A 19,704-nucleotide genomic window follows, 5' to 3' on the forward strand; every position below is an offset into this window, starting at 1 on the left:
TCTAGGGGCGAACGTCCGAGGGTCTTCCACCCACCGGCACCGAACAGAGGCATATCGATGTCGTCGCCCCTTCTCGAATCGTCCTTCGAGCCGCCCGAGCCAGCGCCCGAACGGGCCGTATACCGCACCGCCGGCACCCCGGCCCCGCGGACCCTGCTCGACGTGCTCGACGCCACCGCCGCCGCACACCCCCAGGCGATCGCCCTGGACACGGGCTCCGAGGTGATCACCTACCGCGACCTGTGTACCGAGACCGAACGCCGCGCACGGCAGCTCAGGGACCATGGGATCGGCCCCGGCGACCGGGTCGGAGTCCGCGTGCCCTCCGGGACCGCCGAGCTGTACCTGTCGATCCTCGCCATCCTGCGCAGCGGAGCGGCGTACGTACCGGTCGACGCCGACGACCCCGACGAGCGGGCCGCCACCGTCTTCCGGGAGGCTGCCGTCTGCGCCGTCCTCGGCCCGGACGGCCCGCGGGCCGGCCTGTCCCGGCCCGCCGGGGCCCCGCGTGCCCCGGGCCTCCACGACGACGCCTGGATCATCTTCACTTCGGGTTCGACCGGCGCGCCCAAGGGCGTGGCGGTCAGCCACCGCTCCGCCGCCGCCTTCGTCGACGCCGAGGCCGTCCTGTTCTGCCAGGACCGGCCGCTGGGCCCCGGCGACCGGGTGCTGGCCGGGCTGTCCGTCGCCTTCGACGCCTCCTGCGAGGAGATGTGGCTCGCCTGGCGGCACGGCGCCTGCCTGGTGCCCGCCCCCCGCTCGCTGGTCCGGGCCGGCCACGAACTCGGCCCGTGGCTGGTCGAGCGCGGCATCACCGTGGTCTCCACCGTGCCCACCCTCGCCGCGCTCTGGCCGGACGAGGCGATGCACCGGGTCCGGCTGCTGATCGTCGGCGGCGAGTCCTGCCCCGCCGGGCTCGTCGACCGCTTCGCCGGGCCCGGCCGCGAGATGTGGAACACCTACGGCCCGACCGAGACCACCGTCGTCGCCTGCGCCGCCCGCCTGCTGCCGGGCGAGCCGGTCCGCATCGGCCTGCCGCTTACGGGCTGGCAGCTCGCCGTCGTCGACCGGACCGGGCAGCCGGTGCCGTACGGCGCCGAGGGCGAGCTGCTGATCAGCGGCGTCGGCACCGCCCGCTACCTCGACCCGGCCAAGGACGCCGAGCGCTTCCGGCCCGACGACGTCCTGCACACCGCCCGCGCCTACCGCACCGGCGACCTGGTCCGCGCCGAACCCGAGGGCCTGCTCTTCGTCGGCCGCGCCGACGACCAGATCAAACTCGGCGGCCGCCGGATCGAGCTGGGCGAGATCGACGCCGCCCTGGCCGCCCTGCCCGGCGTCCGCGGCGCCGCCGCGGCCGTCCAGACCACCCCGGCCGGCACCCAGGTCCTGGTCGGCTACGTCGTCCCCGAGCAGCGCTTCGCCGACGGCTCCAGCTTCCAGCCGGACAAGGCCCGCGCGCTGCTCCAGGAACGGCTGCCGGCGCAGCTGGTGCCCGTCCTGGCCGAGATCGAGAGCCTGCCCACCCGGACGTCCGGCAAGGTCGACCGGAAGGCACTGCCCTGGCCGCTGCCGTCCGCCCCGGTCGACGCCGGCACCGGCGACCCGGCCGCGGCCCTGCACGGCACCGCCGCCCGCCTCGCCGGCATCTGGGAGGAGCTCCTCGGCGTCCGGCCCGGTCCGGACAGCGACTTCGTCTCCCTCGGCGGCACCAGCCTGGTCGCCGCCCGGATGGCGTCCCAGCTGCGCGCCCATCACCCCGGCGTCTCGGTCGCCGACCTCTACCGCCACCCGGTGCTGCGCGACATGGCCGAGCACCTCGACTCGCTCGGCGGCCCGGTGGACGAGGCCCGTCCGGTCCGCCCGGTCCCGCGGCGCACCGCGGTCGTCCAACTCCTCGTCCAGACCGGCCTGTACGGCGTCGCCGGCCTGCGCGGGCTCGTCGGGCTCGCGCTCGCGGACAACCTCCTGGGCTGGTTCGCCCCGCAGGTCTGGGCACCGCACACCGCGTGGTGGCTGATCATCGTCGGCTGGGTGGTCCTCTACAGCGCCCCGATGCGCTGCGCCATCGGCGCCCTCGCCGCCCGGCTGCTCGCCGGCTCCATCAAGCCCGGCGCCTACCCGCGCGGCGGCGCCACCCACCTGCGCCTGTGGACCGCCGAACGCGTCGTCGGCGCCTTCGGCATCCCCTCGCTGCTCGGGACGCCCTGGGCGCGGCTGTACGCCCGGACCCTGGGCTGCGCCACCGGGCGCAACGTGTCGCTGCACACCATGCCGCCGGTCACCGGCCTCGCCGAACTCGGCGACGGCTGCAGCGTCGAACCCGAGGCCGACATCTCCGGCTGGTGGCTCGACGGCGACACCCTGCACATCGGCGCGGTCCGCATCGGGGCCGGCGCCCGGGTCGCCCACCGCAGCATGCTGATGCCCGGTGCCGTCGTCGGCCAGGGCGCCGAACTCGCCGCCGGCGGCTGCCTGGCCGGCGAGATCCCCGACGGCGCCTGCTGGACCGGCTCCCCGGCCCGCCCGGCCGGCGCCGCCGAGCGGATCTCCGGCGCCGCGTGGCCCTCCCCGCGCTGGCGGCGTTCGCCCGCCTGGAGCGCCGTCTACGGGCTCTCCCTGCTGGGCCTGCCGCTGCTGGCGCTGCTGTCCACCGCCCCGGCACTGGTCGGCGCGTACTTCCTGCTCCGCGACAGCGGCACCCTCGCCACCGCGGCGGTCCGCCTGCTGCTGGCCGCACCGGTCTTCACGGTCGTCACCACCGGATGCTCGATGCTGGTGACGGCCGCCGCGGTGCGGATCCTCGGCCGCGGCATCACGCCGGGGCTGCACCCCGCGAGCGGCGGCGTCGCCTGGCGCGCCTGGCTGGTCACCCGCCTCCTGGACGGCGCCCGCGGCAGCCTCTTCCCGCTCTACGCCGGCCTCGCCACCCCGTACTGGCTGCGGATGCTCGGCGCCAAGGTCGGCAAGCACGCCGAGATCTCCACCGTGCTGCCGCTGCCCTCCCTGCTGCAGGTCGACGACGGCGCCTTCCTCGCCGACGACACCCTGGTCGCCCCCTTCGAAATCCGCGGCGGCTGGCTGCGGTTGGGGACCGTCCGGATCGGCCGCCGGGCCTTCGTCGGCAACTCCGGCATCGTCGACCCCGGCCACGACGTGCCCGACCACAGCCTGATCGGTGTGCTCTCCAACGCCCCGGCGAACAACGAGCCCGGGATGTCCTGGCTGGGCCGGCCCGCCATGCCGCTGCCCCGGGTGGCGACCCAGGCCGACCCGGCGCGCACCTTCGCACCGCCGCGCAGACTGGTGCTGGCCCGCGCCGCCGTAGAAATGTGCCGGGTGCTGCCGCTGATGTGCGGTGTGGCGCTCGCCGAGGGCGTGTTCCTCACCGAACAGGACGCCTTCACCAACGGCGGCCTCGGCCTCGCCGCGCTGATCGGCGCCCCGCTGCTGCTGGCCTCGGGTCTCGTGGCGCTGCTCATCACGACCGTGGCGAAGTGGCTGCTGGTCGGCCGGTTCACGGTGAGCGAGCATCCGCTGTGGTCGTCGTTCGTCTGGCGCAACGAGCTCTTCGACACCTTCGTCGAATCGCTCGCCGTGCCGTCGATGGCCGGGGCGTTCACCGGCACCCCGGTCCTCAACTGGTGGCTGCGCACCCTCGGCGCCAAGATCGGGCGCGGGGTCTGGCTGGAGAGCTACTGGCTGCCGGAGACCGACCTGATCACCCTCGCCGACGGCGTCAGCGTCAACCGCGGCTGCGTCCTGCAGACCCACCTCTTCCACGACCGGATCATGCGGCTGGACACCGTCCGCCTCGCCGAGGGCTCCTCGCTGGGCCCGCACGGCATCGTGCTCCCCGGCACCGAGGTCGGAGCGCGCGTCTCCATCGCGCCGTCCTCCCTGGTCATGCGCGGTGAGAGCGTCCCGGCCCACACCCGGTGGGCCGGCAACCCGATCGCCGGCGAACGCCCGGCCCGCCCCGTCGCGACCCGTGCGGAAGGGGGGGCGGCCGCGTGACCCGATGCAGTCGGCGCGCCCTCATCCGGGGCGCCGCCCTGCTCCCGTTCGCCGCTACGGTCGCGGACGGCCCCGCCGGTCCGCGCCCGGACCGCTACTTCCCGCGGCACGGCACCTACGCGCACGACACCGTCTCCTACGACCTGCACCTGTCCTACCGTCCGGCCGACGGCGGCCTCGACGGGCGGGCCCGCATCGAGGCGGTGGCCAACCAGCCCCTGGACCGCGTGGAGTTGGACCTCTCCCGGCTCACCGCGCACACCGCCCGGATCGACGGGACCCGGGTCCGCACCCGCCAGCAGAACGGGAAGCTGTACCTGTTCACCCCCCGCCCGCTCGCCACCGGCGCGCGGTTCACCGTGGACATCGGCTACCGCGGCCGGCCCCGGCCGGTCCGCTCCCCGTTCGGCCCGATCGGCTGGGACCGCACCGGCGACCCGCACGACGGAACCATGGTCGCCTCCCAGCCGCTCGGCGCCCCCTCGTGGTTCCCCTGCAACGACCGCCCCGACGACAAGGCGGCGTTCACCTTCCGGATCGACGTCCCGCACGGCCACCACGCCCTCGCCAACGGCACCCTGCTCGAACGCCGCCGCAGCGGGCAGCGCGAGTGCTGGACCTACCACCACCCCGGCCCGATGGCGCCGTACCTCGCCGCGCTCTACACCGGCCGGTTCCGGCACGACAGCGGCACCGCCCAGATCGGCCCGGACCACCCGCCGATCGCCCTGCACAACTCCTACCCGGCATGGATGGCCGAGGAGGCGGCGCACGACCTGGCCCGCCAGCCGGAGATGCTCCGGGCGTTCAGCGGCCACTTCGGCCGCTACCCGTTCGAGGCGTACGGCGCGGTGGTCGTGGACGCCGAACTCGCCGCCCCGGTCGAGAACCAGACCCGGTCGGTGTTCGGCAGCAACCACATCGACGGGGCGCGCGGCGCCGAGACCCTGGTGGCCCACGAGATCGCCCACCAGTGGTACGGCAACAGCGTCAGCCTGCGCGACTGGCGCGACATCTGGCTCAACGAGGGCTTCGCCACCTACGCGGAGTGGCTGTGGTCCGAGCACATCGGCGAGGACAGCGCCGACGAGATCGCCCGCCGCGAATGGTGCTCGCTGCGCGGCCGCCCCCAGGACCTGCGGATCGCCGACCCCGGACAGCGCCGGATCTTCGACGACCGGATCTACGTCCGCGGCGCCTGCGCCCTGCACGCGCTGCGCCGGGCCGTCGGCGACGACCGGTTCTTCGCCGTGCTGCGCGGCTGGCACGGCGAGCACCGTGGCGCCAGCGCGGACACCGGGGCGTTCCTCGCCCACGCCGAACGCTGCGCCGGCCCCCCGGTCCGCCCGCTGCTGCACACCTGGCTGTACGAGAAGCCGCTGCCCGCTCTGGCGGCCTGAGCACGCCGCGTCCCCGGTGGCGGACGGATTCCGCGTCCGCCACCGGGGACCGCCGGTTCAGCCCCGGCGCCGCACCTTCAACGCCGCGTCGATCCGCTCGACCGGCTGCCCGTCGGGGCCGTTCTGCATCCGCGCGACCTCCTCGCTGACCTGCACCTCCCACTCCTGCGGGGGCAGCGCGAGGGCCGTCAGCACCTCCTGGGTCGTCGGGAACTGCTCCACCGGGTGCGCGTGGTCGTGGTCGTGGCCGTGCTCCCACGGCGGCGGCCCGGCGTGCCCGACGATCAGCAGCACCCCGCCGGGCGCCACCGCCGCCGCCGCGGTCCGCAGGATCCGCTCCCGGAACATCTCGCCGGGCTGGTGCAGGAACTGCGCGGAGACCAGGTCGAAGCTGCCCTCGGGGAAGGAGGCCGCCAGGTCGCGCCGCTGCCAGTCGATGCGGTCGGCGACTCCGGCCGCGGCCGCCTGCTGCGCGGCCCGGCCCAGTGCCACCCCGGACACGTCGACCGCGGTGACCCGCCAGCCCGCGGTGGCCAGCCAGATCGCGTCCGCCCCCTCGCCGCACCCCAGCTCCAGGGCCGTGCCGGGGGCCCGGTCGCCGACCTCGCGGACCAGTACCGCGTTGGGCTGCCCGCTCCAGATGCGGTCCTGCTCGGTGTACCGGGCGTCCCAGAACTCCTCGTCGGGGACCGTCGTGCTGCCGTTGCCATGGTTCATGAAGGGCACTCCTCTCCGTCCGGTTACGGCGAAGCCTCGGCCGTACCCCGGCCTACCGGCAAAGTCCGTTGCTGATTCCGCAACGAACCGGAGAGAGCCTCCGTTAAATCTCGCCCTCGACCGCCCCGCCCACGTCATGGGCGATGTGCACCGCGGCCTCCTCCGCGGACGCCGCACCCCCGTCGACGCCGACGTCGCGGGCGATGATGTCGTTGCTGCCGCCGCCGCGCCAGAAGCCGTCGTCGGAGCTGACGATCCGCCCGGCGCGCTCCTCGCCGACCTGGTCGTCGTAGGGCTCACCGGCGCCGTCCGGCAGGTCCCCGATGCCGTCGCCGTCCGGCGCGCAGACGTCCGGCAGCTCGATGGAGAGCCGGTGGGCCAGCGACTCGCGGTCGTGCTGCTCCTGCGCGGTGGTCCCCTCGTGGTTCACCACGAACGGGCGCTCCGGCGGCGAGTAGCCGGTGTCCAGTGCCTCGTCGAGCCCCGGCTCGTCCAGGGCGTCCTCCATGTCGAGGTCGTTGGGATTGTCCTGCGGATCGGATCTGGGCGGCTGGTAGACCTCGTCGCCCATGGCGTCGTCGGACATTGCCGCCCTCCTCTTCGCCTCCACGCGGGGTGGTATGTACCCTTCCATGGCTATTGTCCGCCACCGCGCGCTCCTCGGCCTCAGGAGCGCCGGTCCTCGGTTCCCAGCCCGAGCGACTCGGCGATGCCCTGCACATTGCCGTACCGGTGGTGGGTGGGCAGTTGTTCGGCCATCGAGACCAGGCGGTCCGGGGCGTGGTTGCGGCGCAGGGTGCGGAGGATGTCGTTGCGCTCGGCCGGGTAGACGCTGCGGCCGAGGTACTGCGCCAGCTCGGAGCGCAGCCCCACGTCGCGCTCGGACATGCCGTGCGGAGTGCCGCCGCGGTAGACGCTCTCCGGCGACGGCGCCGCCACCGGCTGGTCCTCGCCGGGCGGCTCCAGCTCGCGGTTCTCGTCCGCGCGCAGCGAACGGTCCACCGTCATCTGGCCCCGAAGCTGCTTCTTCATCATGTCGTCCCGGGCGGGACCGGTCTTGTCCATACCGTGTTCCATGACCATTGCTGCCTCCGTTGCCTCCGGTTCCAGTCTCCCTTTTCCCCCCGTCCTGACAACACGGCGGAGGTCCGGACGCGGCACCCGCCGGCCGCCCCGGGCCCGGATACGGGACCGCCCGCCGCTCCCGGGTGTCCGGGGGCGGCGGGCGGTCGGTGTGCGGTCCGGGCCGTCAGCCGGCGGCCTCGGCGGTGGACGGCTTCGGGATCAGGAACGACGTCGCGATGGCGAGCGCCAGGATGACCACACCGGCGATCATGCCGGCGGTGTAGCCGCCGGCCGAGGCCGGGTCGGCGGGCGTCAGCGCGGTCTTCACCGCGTACAGCGCCGCGAAGCTCAGCCCCGCGCCGAGGTTGAAGGCACCCGCGTTCAGGCCGGGCAGGAAGCCGGGGTTCTCACCGGGGGAGAGGACGATGCCCAGCCCGTTGAGGACGATGTTGGCCACGCCCGCGTAGGTGACGCCCACCAGCAGCGAGGTCACCAGCAGCAGGACGTGCGACTGGCTGTGCATGGTCAGCAGCATCAGCACCACCGACCCCACGGCTCCGACGAGGCCCAGCCGCAGGATCCGGCCGTAGCCGAAGGTCGCGGCCAGCCGGCCGGCCAGCGGCCCCATCGCCAACCCGGCGAGCGCGTACGGCGACAGCGTCCACCACGCGGACTGCTCGGCGGACATCCCCAGTCCGGCCTGGGCGTCCTGGGCGAAGGCCGGGATCAGACCGTTCATCACCGCGAACACGCCGGTCATGGTCAGCACCGTGGTCAGCAGCAGCGACCAGGTGGCCCGCTGCTTGAGGTGGTGGGTGGCGACCAGCGGCTGCCCGCTGCGGTTCTCGGTCCGCCAGAACAGCGCGAACGCGGCGGCGGCCAGGACGACCAGTACGGCGATCATCGCCCAGTTGGCGGCGGCCAGCTTGCCCGCCTCGTTCAGCGCGATCAGCAGCGCGCCCACCGAGACGACCAGCAGCGCGACGCCGGGCCAGTCCATGCGGGACGCGGTGGGCGCCTTGGACTCCGGGGTCAGGGTGGCGACCAGGGCCGTGGCCAGCGCCGCGACGACGCCCATCGCCCAGAAGACCGACTGGAAGCCGTGGTGGTCGGCGAGGTAGCCGCCGGCCAGCGAGTCGACCCCGGCGATACCGCCGTTGACGGCGGTGATCACGCCCAGCAGGGTGCCGTACTTCTTGGGCTCCTGGACCTCGACCCGCAGCATGATCAGGCACAGCGGGACGACCGGCCCGCTCACGCCCTGGATGATCCGCCCGGCGAACAGCATCGGGATGCTCGTCGCCAGCGCGGCGACCACACAGCCGACGGCCATCAGGGCGAGCATGCCGGCCAGCACCCGGCGCCGGCCCAGGACGTCGCCCAACCGGGGCAGGAAGAGCGAGAACAGCGCCGCGGAGGTGAAGAACGCGGTCTGGGTCATGCCCACTTCGGCGGAGCTGGCGCCGAGCGAGTCCTCGATGTTCTTCAGCGCCGGGCTGAGCATGCTGGCGTTGAGCTGGAAGGCGAAACACGCCACCAGCAGCGCGGTGACCAGTACGCCGATCCGGACGCCGGAGCCACCGGAAACCTCGGTGGAGCGTGGTGCGGTGGAGAGGTTCATGCCCGGCCTTCGCCGATCCGCTCAAGGGCGTCCACCACGAGGTTCCAGAAGCGCTCGTGGTCGAGCTTGACCGCGACCTGGGTGTGGCAGTCGGCCGGCGCCGGCGCCCGGAAGTCGGTGACGGTCATGCCCAGGGTCAGCGCGCCGCGCAGCTCGATGTCGACCGGCGCCTTGCGGACGGTCATCACGTCCGGGTCGATGACGTACGCCACCGCGCACGGGTCGTGCACCGGCGGGTGGTCGAAGCCCTGGTTCTCGCGGTACGCCTCGCGGAAGAAGTCCAGCAGCTCCAGCACGAACCGGGACGGCGCGGTGCCGACCGCGGCGATCTTCGCCTCGACCTCGGGGGTGGCCAGCGCCTGGTGGGTGAGGTCCAGGCCGACCATGGTGACCGGCCACTTCTCGTTGAAGACGATGTGGGCGGCCTCGGGGTCGATGATGATGTTGAACTCGGCGACCGCGCTCCAGTTGCCCTCGTGGTAGCCGCCGCCCATCAGGACAACCTCGCGCACCCGCTCGGCGATCCGCGGCTCCTTGCGCACGGCCATGGCGATGTTGGTCAGCCCGGCCGTGGGGACGATGGTGATCTCGCCCGGCTCGTGGGACATCACGGTGTCGATGATCAGGTCGACGGCGTGCCGGCGGTCCAGCTCGAAGGCGGGCTCGGGCAGTTCGGGCCCGTCCAGGCCGCTCTCGCCGTGGATGTCGGGGGCGGTCTCGATGGACCGGACCAGCGGACGCGGGTTGCCCGCGGCGAACGGCACACCGGTGATCCCGGCGATCGCCGCCACCGACAGCGCGTTGCGGGTCACCTTCTCCAGCGTCTGGTTCCCGACCACGGTCGTCACGGCGACCAGTTCGACGTCGGGATTGCCGTGGGCCAGGAGCATGGCGATCGCGTCGTCGTGCCCCGGGTCGCAGTCGAGGATGATCTTTCTGGCCAACGGGAGAGCCCCTTTGCTCTGCGGAACGGTGAAGCGGGGTGAACTCGATCTCAGGGGCGCGCCGCAACAGGCCACTACCTCGGGAAAACGTTCTCCGGAAATTTCGCTCATGTTATGAGGAGATGTCAATGAATCATCAACGAAGTGTGAGGCAGGCGACCCGTCTGCCCGCTGGTATCGAAGGCCACAGAGCTGGTACGCCTGTGTACCGGCGGTGATAACGATTGCCGCCGATGTCCGGGACAGCGCGGTGCGCAGGGCCGCCGTCCCGTAGTGGAAGGGCACACCGTCGTGGCCGAAGTGACCTTGCGGGACGTCGCCCGGGCGGCGGGCTGCTCCGTCGCCACCGTCTCCCGCGTCCTGGCTGGCACCCGCCCGGTCGGCGCCGAGACGGCGCGCGCCGTGCGGGCGGCGGCCGACCGCCTGGGCTACCGCCCCAACGAGGTCGCCCGCGCGCTGCGCAGCCGCTCCACCGGCACCGTCGGCCTGGTCCTCCCGCAGATCACCAACCCCTTCTTCCCCTCCCTCGTCCGGGAGTTGGAGCACGCCCTGCACGCCGGGGGCCGGGCCGTCCTGCTCGCCGACTGCGACGACGACCCGGAGACCGAGGCCGCCCGGATCGCCGCGCTGCTGGGCCGCCGGGTGGACGCCCTGCTGCTCATCCCGGTCGACGAGCGGCGCAGCCGGGACGCGGTGGCGGCCGCCGCGGCGCAGGTGCCGCTGGTGCTGCTGGACCGCGGCTGCGGCCCCGGCGTCGCCGATTCGGTCGCCGTCGACAACGCGGCCGGGATGGCCCTGGTCCTTGCGCACTTGGCCGCCACCGGCCGCCGCCGGCCCTGCTTCATCGGCGCCGCCGGGACCGCCTCGGCCGCGGTCGAACGGCATGCGGCGTACGCGGCGGGGGCGGCCGCCCTCGACCCGACCGCCCCGGAACGCGCGGTGCTCGGCGACTTCTCCGTGGAGTGGGGCCGGGCCGCCGTCGACCGGATCTGGCCCGCCCGGCCGGACGCCGTGGTCTGCGCCAACGATCTGATCGCGGCCGGTGCCCTCCAGCGCCTGCGGCAACTCGGCGCCGACGTCCCCGGCGAGGTCGCGGTCACCGGCTTCGACGACGTCCCGCTGGCGGGCCTGGCCGATCCGGCCCTCACCACCGTCCGCCAACCGGTGGCCGAACTGGCCGCCGAGGCCGCCCGGTTGCTCGTCCGCGGCCCCGCCGCGACACCCGTCCCCGGGCCCCGCCGCCCGGTCCGTACCGTCCGGCTCGCCCCGGAATTGGTGGTACGGGCGTCCAGCGCACCGGGCGGGTCGGATACCGAGGTGCGCCCGACCCCTTGACCGTACGCGGTCACAGCGTTAAGTCTAGACCAATTGCTCGGCACACCCTCGCGTCAACCACCCCCCTACGCGAAAGGGTTGACATGAACAAGAAGAGAAGGCTGGCCCTCGCCATAGGCGCCGGCATCGCCCCCCTCCTCGTCGTCAGTCTGCCGGTCAGCCCGGCCAGTGCCCACGGCTACGTCTCCTCGCCACCCAGCCGACAGGCCCAGTGCGCCGCCGGAACCATCGACTGCGGCCCCATCAAGTGGGAGCCGCAGAGCGTCGAAGGGCCCAAGGGGCTGACGAGTTGCAGCGGCGGCAACAGCCAGTTCGCCGACCTGGACGACGACTCCAAGCCGTGGAAGGTCACCCCGATCAACAGCAGCCAGACCTTCACCTGGCGCTTCACGGCCCGGCACGCCACCAGCAACTGGCAGTACTACGCCAACGGCCAGAAGGTCGCCGAGATCGACGGCAACGGCGCCCAGCCCCCGGCCGAGGTCTCCCACACCGTCGATTTCGACAACATCAAGGGCAAGCAGAAGATCCTCGCCGTGTGGAACATCGCCGACACGGCGAACGCCTTCTACGCCTGCATCGACGTCAACATCGGCTAGACCCGACCCCGCACCGTCCCCGCAACCCCGTCTCCCCCTTCTCCGCTCACCGTCCCCGCCGTCGCCCCGCGCCCCGTCCCAGGACGCGGGGCGACGCCGCTGTCAGGGGCACCCGTTACGATCGGCCCATTCAAGGGCCGATGCGGGTGGCCGCGGAGGGCCGCAGCCGGGAGGAAGAGATGGGTCTGTTCCGCCGAGGACCGAAGCGGGATCCCCGCGACCTCGCACGCGACGAGGAGTTCGGCTTCTTCTCCGAGCGGGAGGGCCGCGTCTTCAGATCCGAGGTCCGGCAGGCGTTCGCCGAGCGGGGCCTGGAGGTCACCGCGTACGCCGGAGTGGTCACCGACTCCGCCGGCCGCCAGTTCGGCCTCGGCAATCTGGCCGCCGTCTGCCACCGCGACCGCCGCGGCGAGCGCGGCTGGCCGACGCTCATCCGCGACCACGTCGGCAAGGTGCTGCGCACCATGGACGGCCCGCAGCCGCTGGAGATCCTCTCCCACGACGAGATCCGGGCCTGTCTCTACCCCCGGATCGTCGCCCAGGAGACCCTGCCGGCCGCCGACTCCTTCCACTACGGCCGCGAACCGGCCCCCGGACTGTGCGAGGTGCTCGCCCTCGACCTGCCCGAGGCCGTCCAAATGCTCAGCGAGGACTCCCTCGCCGACCTCGGGGACGTGGCCGAGCTGCGGATCCGCGCCATGAACAACCTCCGTGCCCTGCCGGTCGAGGGACACGAGACGGTGCGCCGCGGCGACGGCTCGGCGTTCGAGGTGCTGCTCGGCGACTCCTTCTTCACCGCGAGCCGGGTGCTCGTCCTCGACGACCTGGTCGAACGCCTCATGGGCACCACCCTCACCCGGGACGGCGCCCTGGTCGCCCTGCCCTTCCGTCACCAGCTGGCGTTCCACCGCATCCACGACGCCCAGGTCATCCCGGCCCTCCAGGCCATGGCGCAGTTCGCCGCGGCCGGCCACGAGGACGCGGCGGGCGCGATCAGCCCCCGGGTGTACTGGTGGCGCCGCGGGATGATGACACCGCTGAGCGAACCGGACGGCGACGGCCTGCGGGTGGTGGTCGACGTGGAGTTCCAGGACATGCTGGAGCGCCTGGTGCAGGACGAGCCGTAACCGCCCCCGGCGTCCGGCAGAAGCCCGCGATCCGGCCCGTCCGAAATTTTTTCCGCGAAATCTCCGCCGGATGGGAACCCCGGCCGCCCGCAACCCGTTTCTCACAGTGAGGCCCCGCGCTCTCCCCCGTGCGCGGGGCTTCGCCATGTCCGCCGGCGCCTGCGCCCCGGCCTCCTCACCCGTCGAGCTGCGCCCGCTCCTCGTCCGTGAGGAGCCGCGAGCGGATCAGGAAGCGCACGCCCTCCGGCGCCTCCAGTGAGAAGCCGCTGCCCCGCCCCGGTACGACGTCCACCGTGAGATGGGTGTGCCGCCAGCGGGCGAACTGGTCCGCCGACATCCAGAAGCCCACCGGCTCGGGCACGCCGTCCACCACCAGCTTCTCCAGCAGCACGTCCGACGCGCCGGTACGGAACTCCCCGGCCGGATAACACATCGGCGCGCTCCCGTCGCAGCAACCGCCGGACTGGTGGAACATCAGCGGCCCGTGCTGCGCGCGCAGCGACCGCAGCAGCGCGGCGGCGGTGCCGGTGAGCGCGATCCGTGCGGCGCCTTCCGGGAGGCCGGTTCCCTGGTCGTCCGTGTCGTTCACGTGCTGCCCCTTCGTCGGCCGGTCACAACGGGCGCGGTTCCCCTGCCGGGCGGGGGAGTGCCCCGCCCGGCAGCATGGCAGAAGCCCGCCGGGCCGCGGAATACGGCGGATCACGCCGCACCCGGGCGACCGCGGCACCTCACCCCCGACGCCGGCGGCCCGCCGCGGCCGGCATCCGGTGGTCCAGCAGCGCGTCGGCGATGGCGACTTGGGACGGATCCAGGGCGGATCCGCCGTCCTCGACCTCCCACAGGGCGTTCTGCAGGACCCGGCCCAGCGTCCAGCCCGCGGCCCGCTCCCGGTCCAGGCCGACCACCTCGGTCAGCAGGTCGAAGCGGCGCAGCACCGCCCGCCGCACGTCACCGGTGGCCACCACGTCGTCCCAGCGGTTGTGCAGGGCGGGCAGCAGCTCGAACCCGGGGTCGCCGGCCAGCGGCTCCGGGTCGATGGCCAGCCAGGGCTCACGCCGCCCGGCCAGCACGTTGTCGTAGTGCAGGTCCCAGTGCAGCAGCCGGTCCCCGGCCTCGCCGAGCAGGTCGGCCACGGCGGCCGCGCAGGTGTGCACCAGCATCCGCTCGGCCGGATCGCGCAGCGCCGGGACGGCCTGCGGGGTCTGGTCGAGCATGGCGGCGGCGAGGTCCGAGAGCCGGCGCAGACCCGCCGGGGCGGGCACCGCCACCAGCCGCGCCATCAGCTCGGCCAGGATCCACAGCGCCTCGGTGTCGTCGCGCACCGCCGACAGCGGTCGCCCGGCGTCCAGCCGTTCCAGCAACTGGGTGGCGGACGCCGCGTCGTGGTCGAGCAGCCGCACGATGCCGTTGCCCTCCCAGGCCCGCAGGCCCGCCGTGGCGCCGGCGGTCTCCTCCCGCAACTGCTGGAGCTTGAGCGCGGCCGGGGTCCCGTCCGCCCGCCGCACCGGCAGGACGAGCGAGGCCATGCCGTACCGGGTGGGGCCGTCCGGCCGTAGTGCCCAGCGGTCGAGGAACTCCGCGCCCAGTGCGGGCAGTGTGGCGAGCCAGGCCCGTTCCGCGGCGCCGTGCGCACCGTAGGACGTCGCGAATGCTTCGGGGACGTCGATCAGGGCCGACGTGGTCATCAGGGAATCTCCTTCGTGGATCCGGATCCGGGATGCGGTGCGGGAACGAAGGAGGTGGCGGGGGTGCCCGGGCGACGGGCAGGCGTCAAAGCATGCGTCCAGCCTAACGCGGCCGGCCGCGGGGCATCCGGTGGCCCGGCCGGGCCCGCCGCCGCGGCCACCGTGCGGCGCGGCGGCGGAACGGACCCGCGCCGGGCGGGAGTTACGGTCTGCCGTGCCCGGTGGAGCCGGGCCCGGAGTCCTGGGCGGGGATGCGGGCCCCCGCCCAGCCCTGTACCGCCGGTTCCTCCAGGGAGCGCACCCACCAGTCGGCCAGCGCGGTCTCCTGCGCGGAGGGCCGGGGGCCCACGCCGATCACCCGCAGTCCCGCCGCCGCGGCGGCCTGGACGCCGCAGGTGGAGTCCTCGACGGCCAGCGCCCTGGCCGGTTCGACCCCGCAGAGCCGGGCCGCGGTGAGGTACACGTCCGGATGGGGCTTGGGTCTGGTGGCGGCGTCGGGCACCACGATGTGGTCGAAGTACCGCCGCAGCCCCGCCACGTCGAGGCAGGACTCGACGACCTCCAGCGGGCAGTTGCTGGCCACCGCCAGCGGGGCGAACCGGGCGGCCGAGCGCACCAGTTCGGGGGCGCCGGGCATGGTCGTCGGATGCGCCGCGACGAGCCGGCGGAAGCGGTCGAGCAGCGATGTGGTGAGTTCGTCGGTCAGTTCGGGGCGGCCGACGGAATCGGCCATCAGCCGGCCGCACGCGGTGTAGTGCAGCCCCCGGGCCTGCTCCGAGAAGCCCGGCGCCGGGGTGTGGCCGTACTCGCGCAGCACCGCGTCACGGGCGTCCACCCAGTGGCGTTCGGTGTCCATCAACGTGCCGTCGCAGTCGAAGACCACGGCGGCTGGGGTCCAGGAAAGGATGCGGTGTGCTGTCATCCGAGGTTCCGTTTCCGATGGGCCCGGAGGGCGGCGACGTGACCGGTCGGCGCGAAGGCGTGACGGTGTCGGTGCGCGGCCGCGGCAGCGGGCTGAGGGGTTCCCGGCGGAGGGCCGCTCCCGGACAGGGGAGACCTGGGCGCGCTCGGCGTCGGAAAATAACGATCGTTACGTTACGGACGGCGACGCGGAAGGGTCAATAGGTCGTTAAATGTCCATATTTTATGGTCTATGGGTAACCGAAGGTGCCGTAGGCCGTTGGTGTGCCGCCCTGGACGACACGGAACACGCACATCGAGTGGTACGGGGTGCACAGCACGCGTGCGGGCGGCGCGAGTTCGGTGAACCGCGCCGCCCGCAGCCGCCCGGCGCACGGCCTGGCCAGCGCGCCCCCACTGCGGTACGCGACCGCCTGTCGCGCGGCCTCCAGGAGCACCATCCCGGGCACGTGGTCGGTGGGGTGGTCGAAGAGGAACGGGTGCAGCGGGTCGGCCGGCGCCACCAGCAGTCCGTCCCCGTCCTCGGCCAGGACCGCGTCCTGGGGGTGGTTGACCGTCAGCGCGCGGGCGTCCGGGCGGCGTGCCGCCGTCCGGGGTACGGCCGTCGGCGCACCGGCCGCACCCCGGGTCCGCAGCGCCGCGTAACCCGCCCCGTCCACGAACCGCACCCCGCCGCCGCCCTCCCCGAACACCGCCCCACGGGCGGCGAACGAGACGTCCAGCCGCAGGCCGCCGGGGGTCCCGTCCGGCGCCTGCCGGACGCCGCTCACCCGGGCGCGGCAGGTGACCTCGGTCGCGCCGGGCCCGGCCGGCGGCTCGCTCTCCGGGAACAGGCGGAAATACAGGTCGGTGATGATCGCGTGGCGCGTCGCCGGAACCCCGTGGAACCGCAGCGGGACGTACAGCCCGAGCTGGCGCAGGGTCTCCACCAGGACCAGCGGGCTGTGGCGCTGCGATCCGTCGCGGGGGAACGTTGTATGGGCCCGAGGCCAGGACGCCGCCGCCTCGAAGACGTCCGGCGCGGTCGTCCGCCGGACGTCCGTGAGGAGGACCTCGGCCACGGAGGTCCGGTGTACCAACTCCCGCTCGACGGTACGGGACCAGCTGAGCGGCCCACTTTCGCCGGCCGGGTCGACAGATGGCGTATTCATATGACCAGGGAATATCGAAATTCGAACACGCGCACCCGTGAATTGGAAGCGCTCGGGCGCGGTAGATTCCTTCCAGGTGGCACGAGAACGACATCTGAGGTGTACGTGCAGATCCGGGCGAAGACCACACGCAGGTTCCTTCTGGAAGCGGCCGCAACCTTGTTCGATGAACGGGGCTATGCCGGCACGAGCATCAGCGATATCAGCGCGCATTCCGGCCGTACCAGCGGCGCGATCTATTTCCACTACGCCAGCAAGGAGAAGCTCGCCCTCGCCATCGTCGAGGAGCACTTCGCCACCTGGCCGCAACTGATCAGCCGTTACCGACAGCCCGGTGTGCCCGCACTGGAGAAACTCGTCGGGTTGAGCTTCGAGGTGGCGCGGTCGTTCCGCGACGACATCGTGGTCCGGGCCGGGGCCCGCCTCTGGGCGGAGCGCAAAGCCATCGAGACCCAACTCCCGGCACCGTTCCTGGGGTGGATCGAAGCCGTCACCCAGCTGCTGGAGGAGGCCGCCCGCAACGGTGAACTCGCCGTCGGAGTGCCGCCGGCAGCCACCGGACACAGCGTGGTCTGCGCGTTCTTCGGTCTGCACACCGTCTCCGACGCCCTGGAGGGGCGACGCAACATCGAGGAGCACCTCGGCGACCTGTGGCTGCTGCTGCTCCGCGGCCTCCAGGCCGAACCGGACCCGGCGGCACTGCTGGACCGGGTGCACCAGCGGGCCCGCGCGGTACGGCCGGCACCCGAACCCGCCTGACCGGGCGGCGGATCGGCCCCTTGCTACGACCGGCGGCCGCCGCGCAGGAAGCGCCGCAACGCGGTCAGCGACCAGGTGTTGATGACGTCGTCCTTGGTGAGCCAACCGCGCTGGGCGGTGCCCACCCCGTAGCGCATGTACGGCAGATGCGTGGTGGCGTGGGCATCGGAATTCACCGCGAATTTCACGCCGTGGCGCTTCGCGCGGAGGATGTCCTCGTCGCACAGGTCCAACCGCTCGGGGTGGGCGTTGATTTCCAGTGCGGTTCCCGTCCGCGCACAGGCTTCGAAGACCGCGTCGAAGTCGGCGTCGATTCCCGGGCGTTTGCCGATCAACCGTGTGGTGGGGTGCCCGATGATCGCGATGTACGGATTCTCGCAGGCCCGGACGAGGCGGCGGGTGAGTGCCTGCCGGCTCTGCTGGAAGTGCGAATGCACCGAGGCCACGCAGAGGTCGAATTCCGCGAGGAAAGCGTCGGGCCAGTCGACGTCCCCGTCCGGACCGATGTTGAGTTCGGTGCCGTGCAGCAGCCGCATACCGCGGTGCTTCCGGTCCAGCGCGCGCACCGCCGCCCGCTGCGCGAGCATCTTCTCGTCCGTCATCCGCTGCATGGCGAGGTTCGGGGCGTGGTCGGTGACGGCGAAGTACGCGTACCCCCGGGCGGCGGCCGCGGCGACCATGTCCGCCAACGAGGACAGACCGTCGGTGAGATCGGTGTGGGTGTGCAGATCGCCCCTGATGTCGTCCTCCGCCACCAGGTCGGGCAGTTCGCCGCGGAGCCCGGCGGCGACCTCGCCCCGGTCCTCCCGCAGCGGCGGCGCGATCCACGGCAGCCCGAGCCGGGCGTAGACCTCCTCCTCCGTCTCCGAGGCGACCGACTCCCCGCTCGCACTGTCGAACAGGCCGTACTCGGACAGCTTGAGCCCGTTCCGCACGGCGATCGCGCGGGTGCGGATGTTGTGCCCCTTGGACCCCGTGAAGTACTGGAGCCCCGCGCCCCAGGAGGCCGGCGGCAGCACCCGCAGATCCACCTGGAGGCCCTTGGTGGTGCGGATCGAGGTCTTCTTGCGGCCGTGCGCGATGACCTCGGCGGTGTACGGGAGCTCCGCCAGCGCCGTCATGAAGGGCTCCGACCGCTCCGCCGCCACCAGGACGTCGATGTCCCCGATCGTCTCCCGCATCCGGCGCAGCGACCCCGCGAAGGTGCACCGCTCACACCCGGTGATCCCCGACAGGGCCCCGGTGATCTGCTCCGCGACGTCCATCGCGGCGCTGATCAGGATCCGTCCGCCGCCCGCCTGCTGGAGCAGCGAGATGCCGTGCAGGATGTTCTCCTCGGTCTTCTCGCCGAACCCCTTCAGATCCCGCAACCGCTCCTGGTGGACGGCGTCCAGCAGCTGATCCACCGAGGTGATGCCCAGGTCCTCGTAGAGCACCATGGCCTTCTTCGGCCCGAGCGTGGGGATGGCGATCAGCTGCCGCACCCCCGCGGGGATCTCCGCCCTGGTCTCCTCGATGACCGCCACCCGGCCCGAGCGCAGGTACTCCACCACCTTCTCCGCGATCGACGCCCCCACGTGCGGAATCTCCCGCAGCCCCTTCGCGTCGAGCTTCGCGACATCGGCGGGATGCCCCCCGATGGCCCGGGCGGCCTTCTCGTACGCCCGGGCCTTGAAGGCGTCACCACCACTGATCGCGATGAGGTCGGCGTACTCCTGGAGCAGCGCCTCGACCTCCTCGTTGGCGCGGACCATGTCTCCAGGGTGCGCCCGGTGGGGTGGGGCGGCATGTGAAGCGGCCGCGGGGCGGGCACCCCCGGCCGCTCAGCGCAGTGAGCCGAGCAGTACGCCGAGTGACGTCAGGACCAGGAAGAGCGCGCTCGCGACCATTCCGCGCCGGATCCAGCGGTACTTGGTGGCGACCACGCGGGACAGCTCGGCGAACTGGCTGACGTCCCGCTCCACGGGATCCGTCCGGCGGACGGCGGAGCTCAGCCGGGCGGAGGTGGAGCCGGCGGCGTCCCCGAAGTAGTGCACGCGGTACCGCCGGGCCGCCGCGGTACGGGGGACGATGACCAGGCCCAGCAGGCACAACGACGGCGGCAGCGCCGCACAACCGGACCAGAAGCACATCTGGGCGACCAGACCGAAGCGCAGCGGAGCGACGGCACCGGCGCTCACGGCCCCCAGGAGGGCGGTCACGGCGAGCCCGAGGACGGACAGCAGGAAGCCGGCCTTCTGGTCCGCCTTGACCATCTCCTCGCGGGTCTCGGTCACCAGTAATCGGGCCAGGGCGTCACCCCCGGAACTGCCGCCGTCGCGGTGTGGACCACCGGCCCGGCTCGGAACGGACAACGGGACTCC

Annotated in this window: 17 protein-coding genes; 6 read left to right on the forward strand and 11 right to left on the reverse strand. The window is 73.1% G+C overall.

Annotated features, from left to right (window positions below):
- Positions 1 to 57 precede the first annotated feature (57 nt).
- Both pls and CG747_RS05630 read left to right on the forward strand, forming a co-directional pair.
- Positions 58 to 4,017, forward strand: coding sequence for an epsilon-poly-L-lysine synthase Pls (pls, locus tag CG747_RS05625; RefSeq protein WP_100600473.1), 3,960 nt, complete (start codon positions 58 to 60; stop codon positions 4,015 to 4,017).
- The gene (locus CG747_RS05630) at positions 4,014 to 5,417 is read left to right on the forward strand and encodes a M1 family metallopeptidase (RefSeq protein ID WP_100600474.1); all 1,404 of its coding nucleotides are present in this window, start codon (positions 4,014 to 4,016) and stop codon (positions 5,415 to 5,417) included. The genes pls and CG747_RS05630 overlap by 4 nt, the downstream gene beginning before the upstream one ends.
- 57 nt (positions 5,418 to 5,474) lie before the next feature.
- Here CG747_RS05630 and CG747_RS05635 read toward each other — a convergent pair whose 3' ends face one another.
- The 5 genes from CG747_RS05635 to CG747_RS05655 form a co-directional block, all read right to left on the reverse strand.
- Positions 5,475 to 6,134, reverse strand: a complete 660-nt coding sequence (locus CG747_RS05635) for a class I SAM-dependent methyltransferase (protein ID WP_100600475.1) — start codon at positions 6,132 to 6,134, stop codon at positions 5,475 to 5,477.
- A 103-nt stretch (positions 6,135 to 6,237) separates the two neighbouring features.
- Positions 6,238 to 6,720 carry a DUF5709 domain-containing protein gene (locus CG747_RS05640; RefSeq protein WP_100600476.1) on the reverse strand — a complete coding sequence of 161 codons (483 nt, stop codon included), beginning with the start codon at positions 6,718 to 6,720 and terminating at the stop codon, positions 6,238 to 6,240.
- Positions 6,721 to 6,800: 80 nt separating this feature from the next.
- Entirely contained in the window at positions 6,801 to 7,217 is a 417-nt protein-coding gene (locus CG747_RS05645; protein ID WP_100600477.1) for a DUF2795 domain-containing protein, read from the reverse strand.
- A gap of 166 nt (positions 7,218 to 7,383) precedes the next feature.
- Positions 7,384 to 8,820: an MFS transporter gene (locus tag CG747_RS05650; protein WP_100600478.1), complete on the reverse strand. Its 1,437-nt coding sequence runs from the start codon at positions 8,818 to 8,820 to the stop codon at positions 7,384 to 7,386.
- The gene (locus CG747_RS05655; RefSeq protein WP_100600479.1) at positions 8,817 to 9,764 is read right to left on the reverse strand and encodes a nucleoside hydrolase; all 948 of its coding nucleotides are present in this window, start codon (positions 9,762 to 9,764) and stop codon (positions 8,817 to 8,819) included. Before CG747_RS05655 ends, CG747_RS05650 begins: the two co-directional genes overlap by 4 nt.
- A gap of 291 nt (positions 9,765 to 10,055) precedes the next feature.
- On the opposite strand from CG747_RS05655, the gene CG747_RS05660 reads away from it, so the two are divergent.
- The 3 genes from CG747_RS05660 (at position 10,056) to CG747_RS05670 (ending at position 12,825) form a co-directional block, all read left to right on the forward strand.
- Positions 10,056 to 11,099, forward strand: coding sequence for a LacI family DNA-binding transcriptional regulator (locus tag CG747_RS05660; RefSeq protein ID WP_100600480.1), 1,044 nt, complete (start codon positions 10,056 to 10,058; stop codon positions 11,097 to 11,099).
- An 83-nt stretch (positions 11,100 to 11,182) separates the two neighbouring features.
- Positions 11,183 to 11,698 (forward strand): lytic polysaccharide monooxygenase, encoded by a 516-nt coding sequence (locus CG747_RS05665; protein ID WP_100600481.1) that lies wholly within the window; start codon positions 11,183 to 11,185, stop codon positions 11,696 to 11,698.
- A gap of 179 nt (positions 11,699 to 11,877) precedes the next feature.
- Positions 11,878 to 12,825: a hypothetical protein gene (locus CG747_RS05670; RefSeq protein WP_100600542.1), complete on the forward strand. Its 948-nt coding sequence runs from the start codon at positions 11,878 to 11,880 to the stop codon at positions 12,823 to 12,825.
- A gap of 175 nt (positions 12,826 to 13,000) precedes the next feature.
- On the opposite strand, the gene CG747_RS05675 is transcribed toward CG747_RS05670, so the two are convergent.
- The 4 genes from CG747_RS05675 to CG747_RS05690 form a co-directional block, all read right to left on the reverse strand.
- A complete protein-coding gene (locus CG747_RS05675; protein ID WP_100600482.1) occupies positions 13,001 to 13,414 on the reverse strand; it encodes a DUF779 domain-containing protein in 414 nt (137 codons plus the stop codon).
- Positions 13,415 to 13,553: 139 nt separating this feature from the next.
- Positions 13,554 to 14,510, reverse strand: coding sequence for an aminoglycoside phosphotransferase family protein (locus tag CG747_RS05680; RefSeq protein ID WP_100600483.1), 957 nt, complete (start codon positions 14,508 to 14,510; stop codon positions 13,554 to 13,556).
- Positions 14,511 to 14,712: 202 nt separating this feature from the next.
- Positions 14,713 to 15,432 (reverse strand): HAD family phosphatase, encoded by a 720-nt coding sequence (locus CG747_RS05685; protein ID WP_100600484.1) that lies wholly within the window; start codon positions 15,430 to 15,432, stop codon positions 14,713 to 14,715.
- A gap of 229 nt (positions 15,433 to 15,661) precedes the next feature.
- Positions 15,662 to 16,582: a ScbA/BarX family gamma-butyrolactone biosynthesis protein gene (locus CG747_RS05690; RefSeq protein ID WP_100600485.1), complete on the reverse strand. Its 921-nt coding sequence runs from the start codon at positions 16,580 to 16,582 to the stop codon at positions 15,662 to 15,664.
- Positions 16,583 to 16,681: 99 nt separating this feature from the next.
- On the opposite strand from CG747_RS05690, the gene CG747_RS05695 reads away from it, so the two are divergent.
- A complete protein-coding gene (locus CG747_RS05695; RefSeq protein WP_100600486.1) occupies positions 16,682 to 17,341 on the forward strand; it encodes a ScbR family autoregulator-binding transcription factor in 660 nt (219 codons plus the stop codon).
- Positions 17,342 to 17,364: 23 nt separating this feature from the next.
- Here CG747_RS05695 and polX read toward each other — a convergent pair whose 3' ends face one another.
- Positions 17,365 to 19,095 carry a DNA polymerase/3'-5' exonuclease PolX gene (gene polX, locus CG747_RS05700; protein ID WP_100600487.1) on the reverse strand — a complete coding sequence of 577 codons (1,731 nt, stop codon included), beginning with the start codon at positions 19,093 to 19,095 and terminating at the stop codon, positions 17,365 to 17,367.
- Positions 19,096 to 19,164: 69 nt separating this feature from the next.
- Positions 19,165 to 19,695: a Pycsar system effector family protein gene (locus tag CG747_RS05705; protein WP_100600488.1), complete on the reverse strand. Its 531-nt coding sequence runs from the start codon at positions 19,693 to 19,695 to the stop codon at positions 19,165 to 19,167.
- Between the last annotated feature and the right edge of the window lie 9 nt (positions 19,696 to 19,704).

The sequence above is a fragment of the Streptomyces sp. CB02959 genome, from assembly GCF_002803155.1.
Lineage (GTDB): Bacteria > Actinomycetota > Actinomycetes > Streptomycetales > Streptomycetaceae > Streptomyces.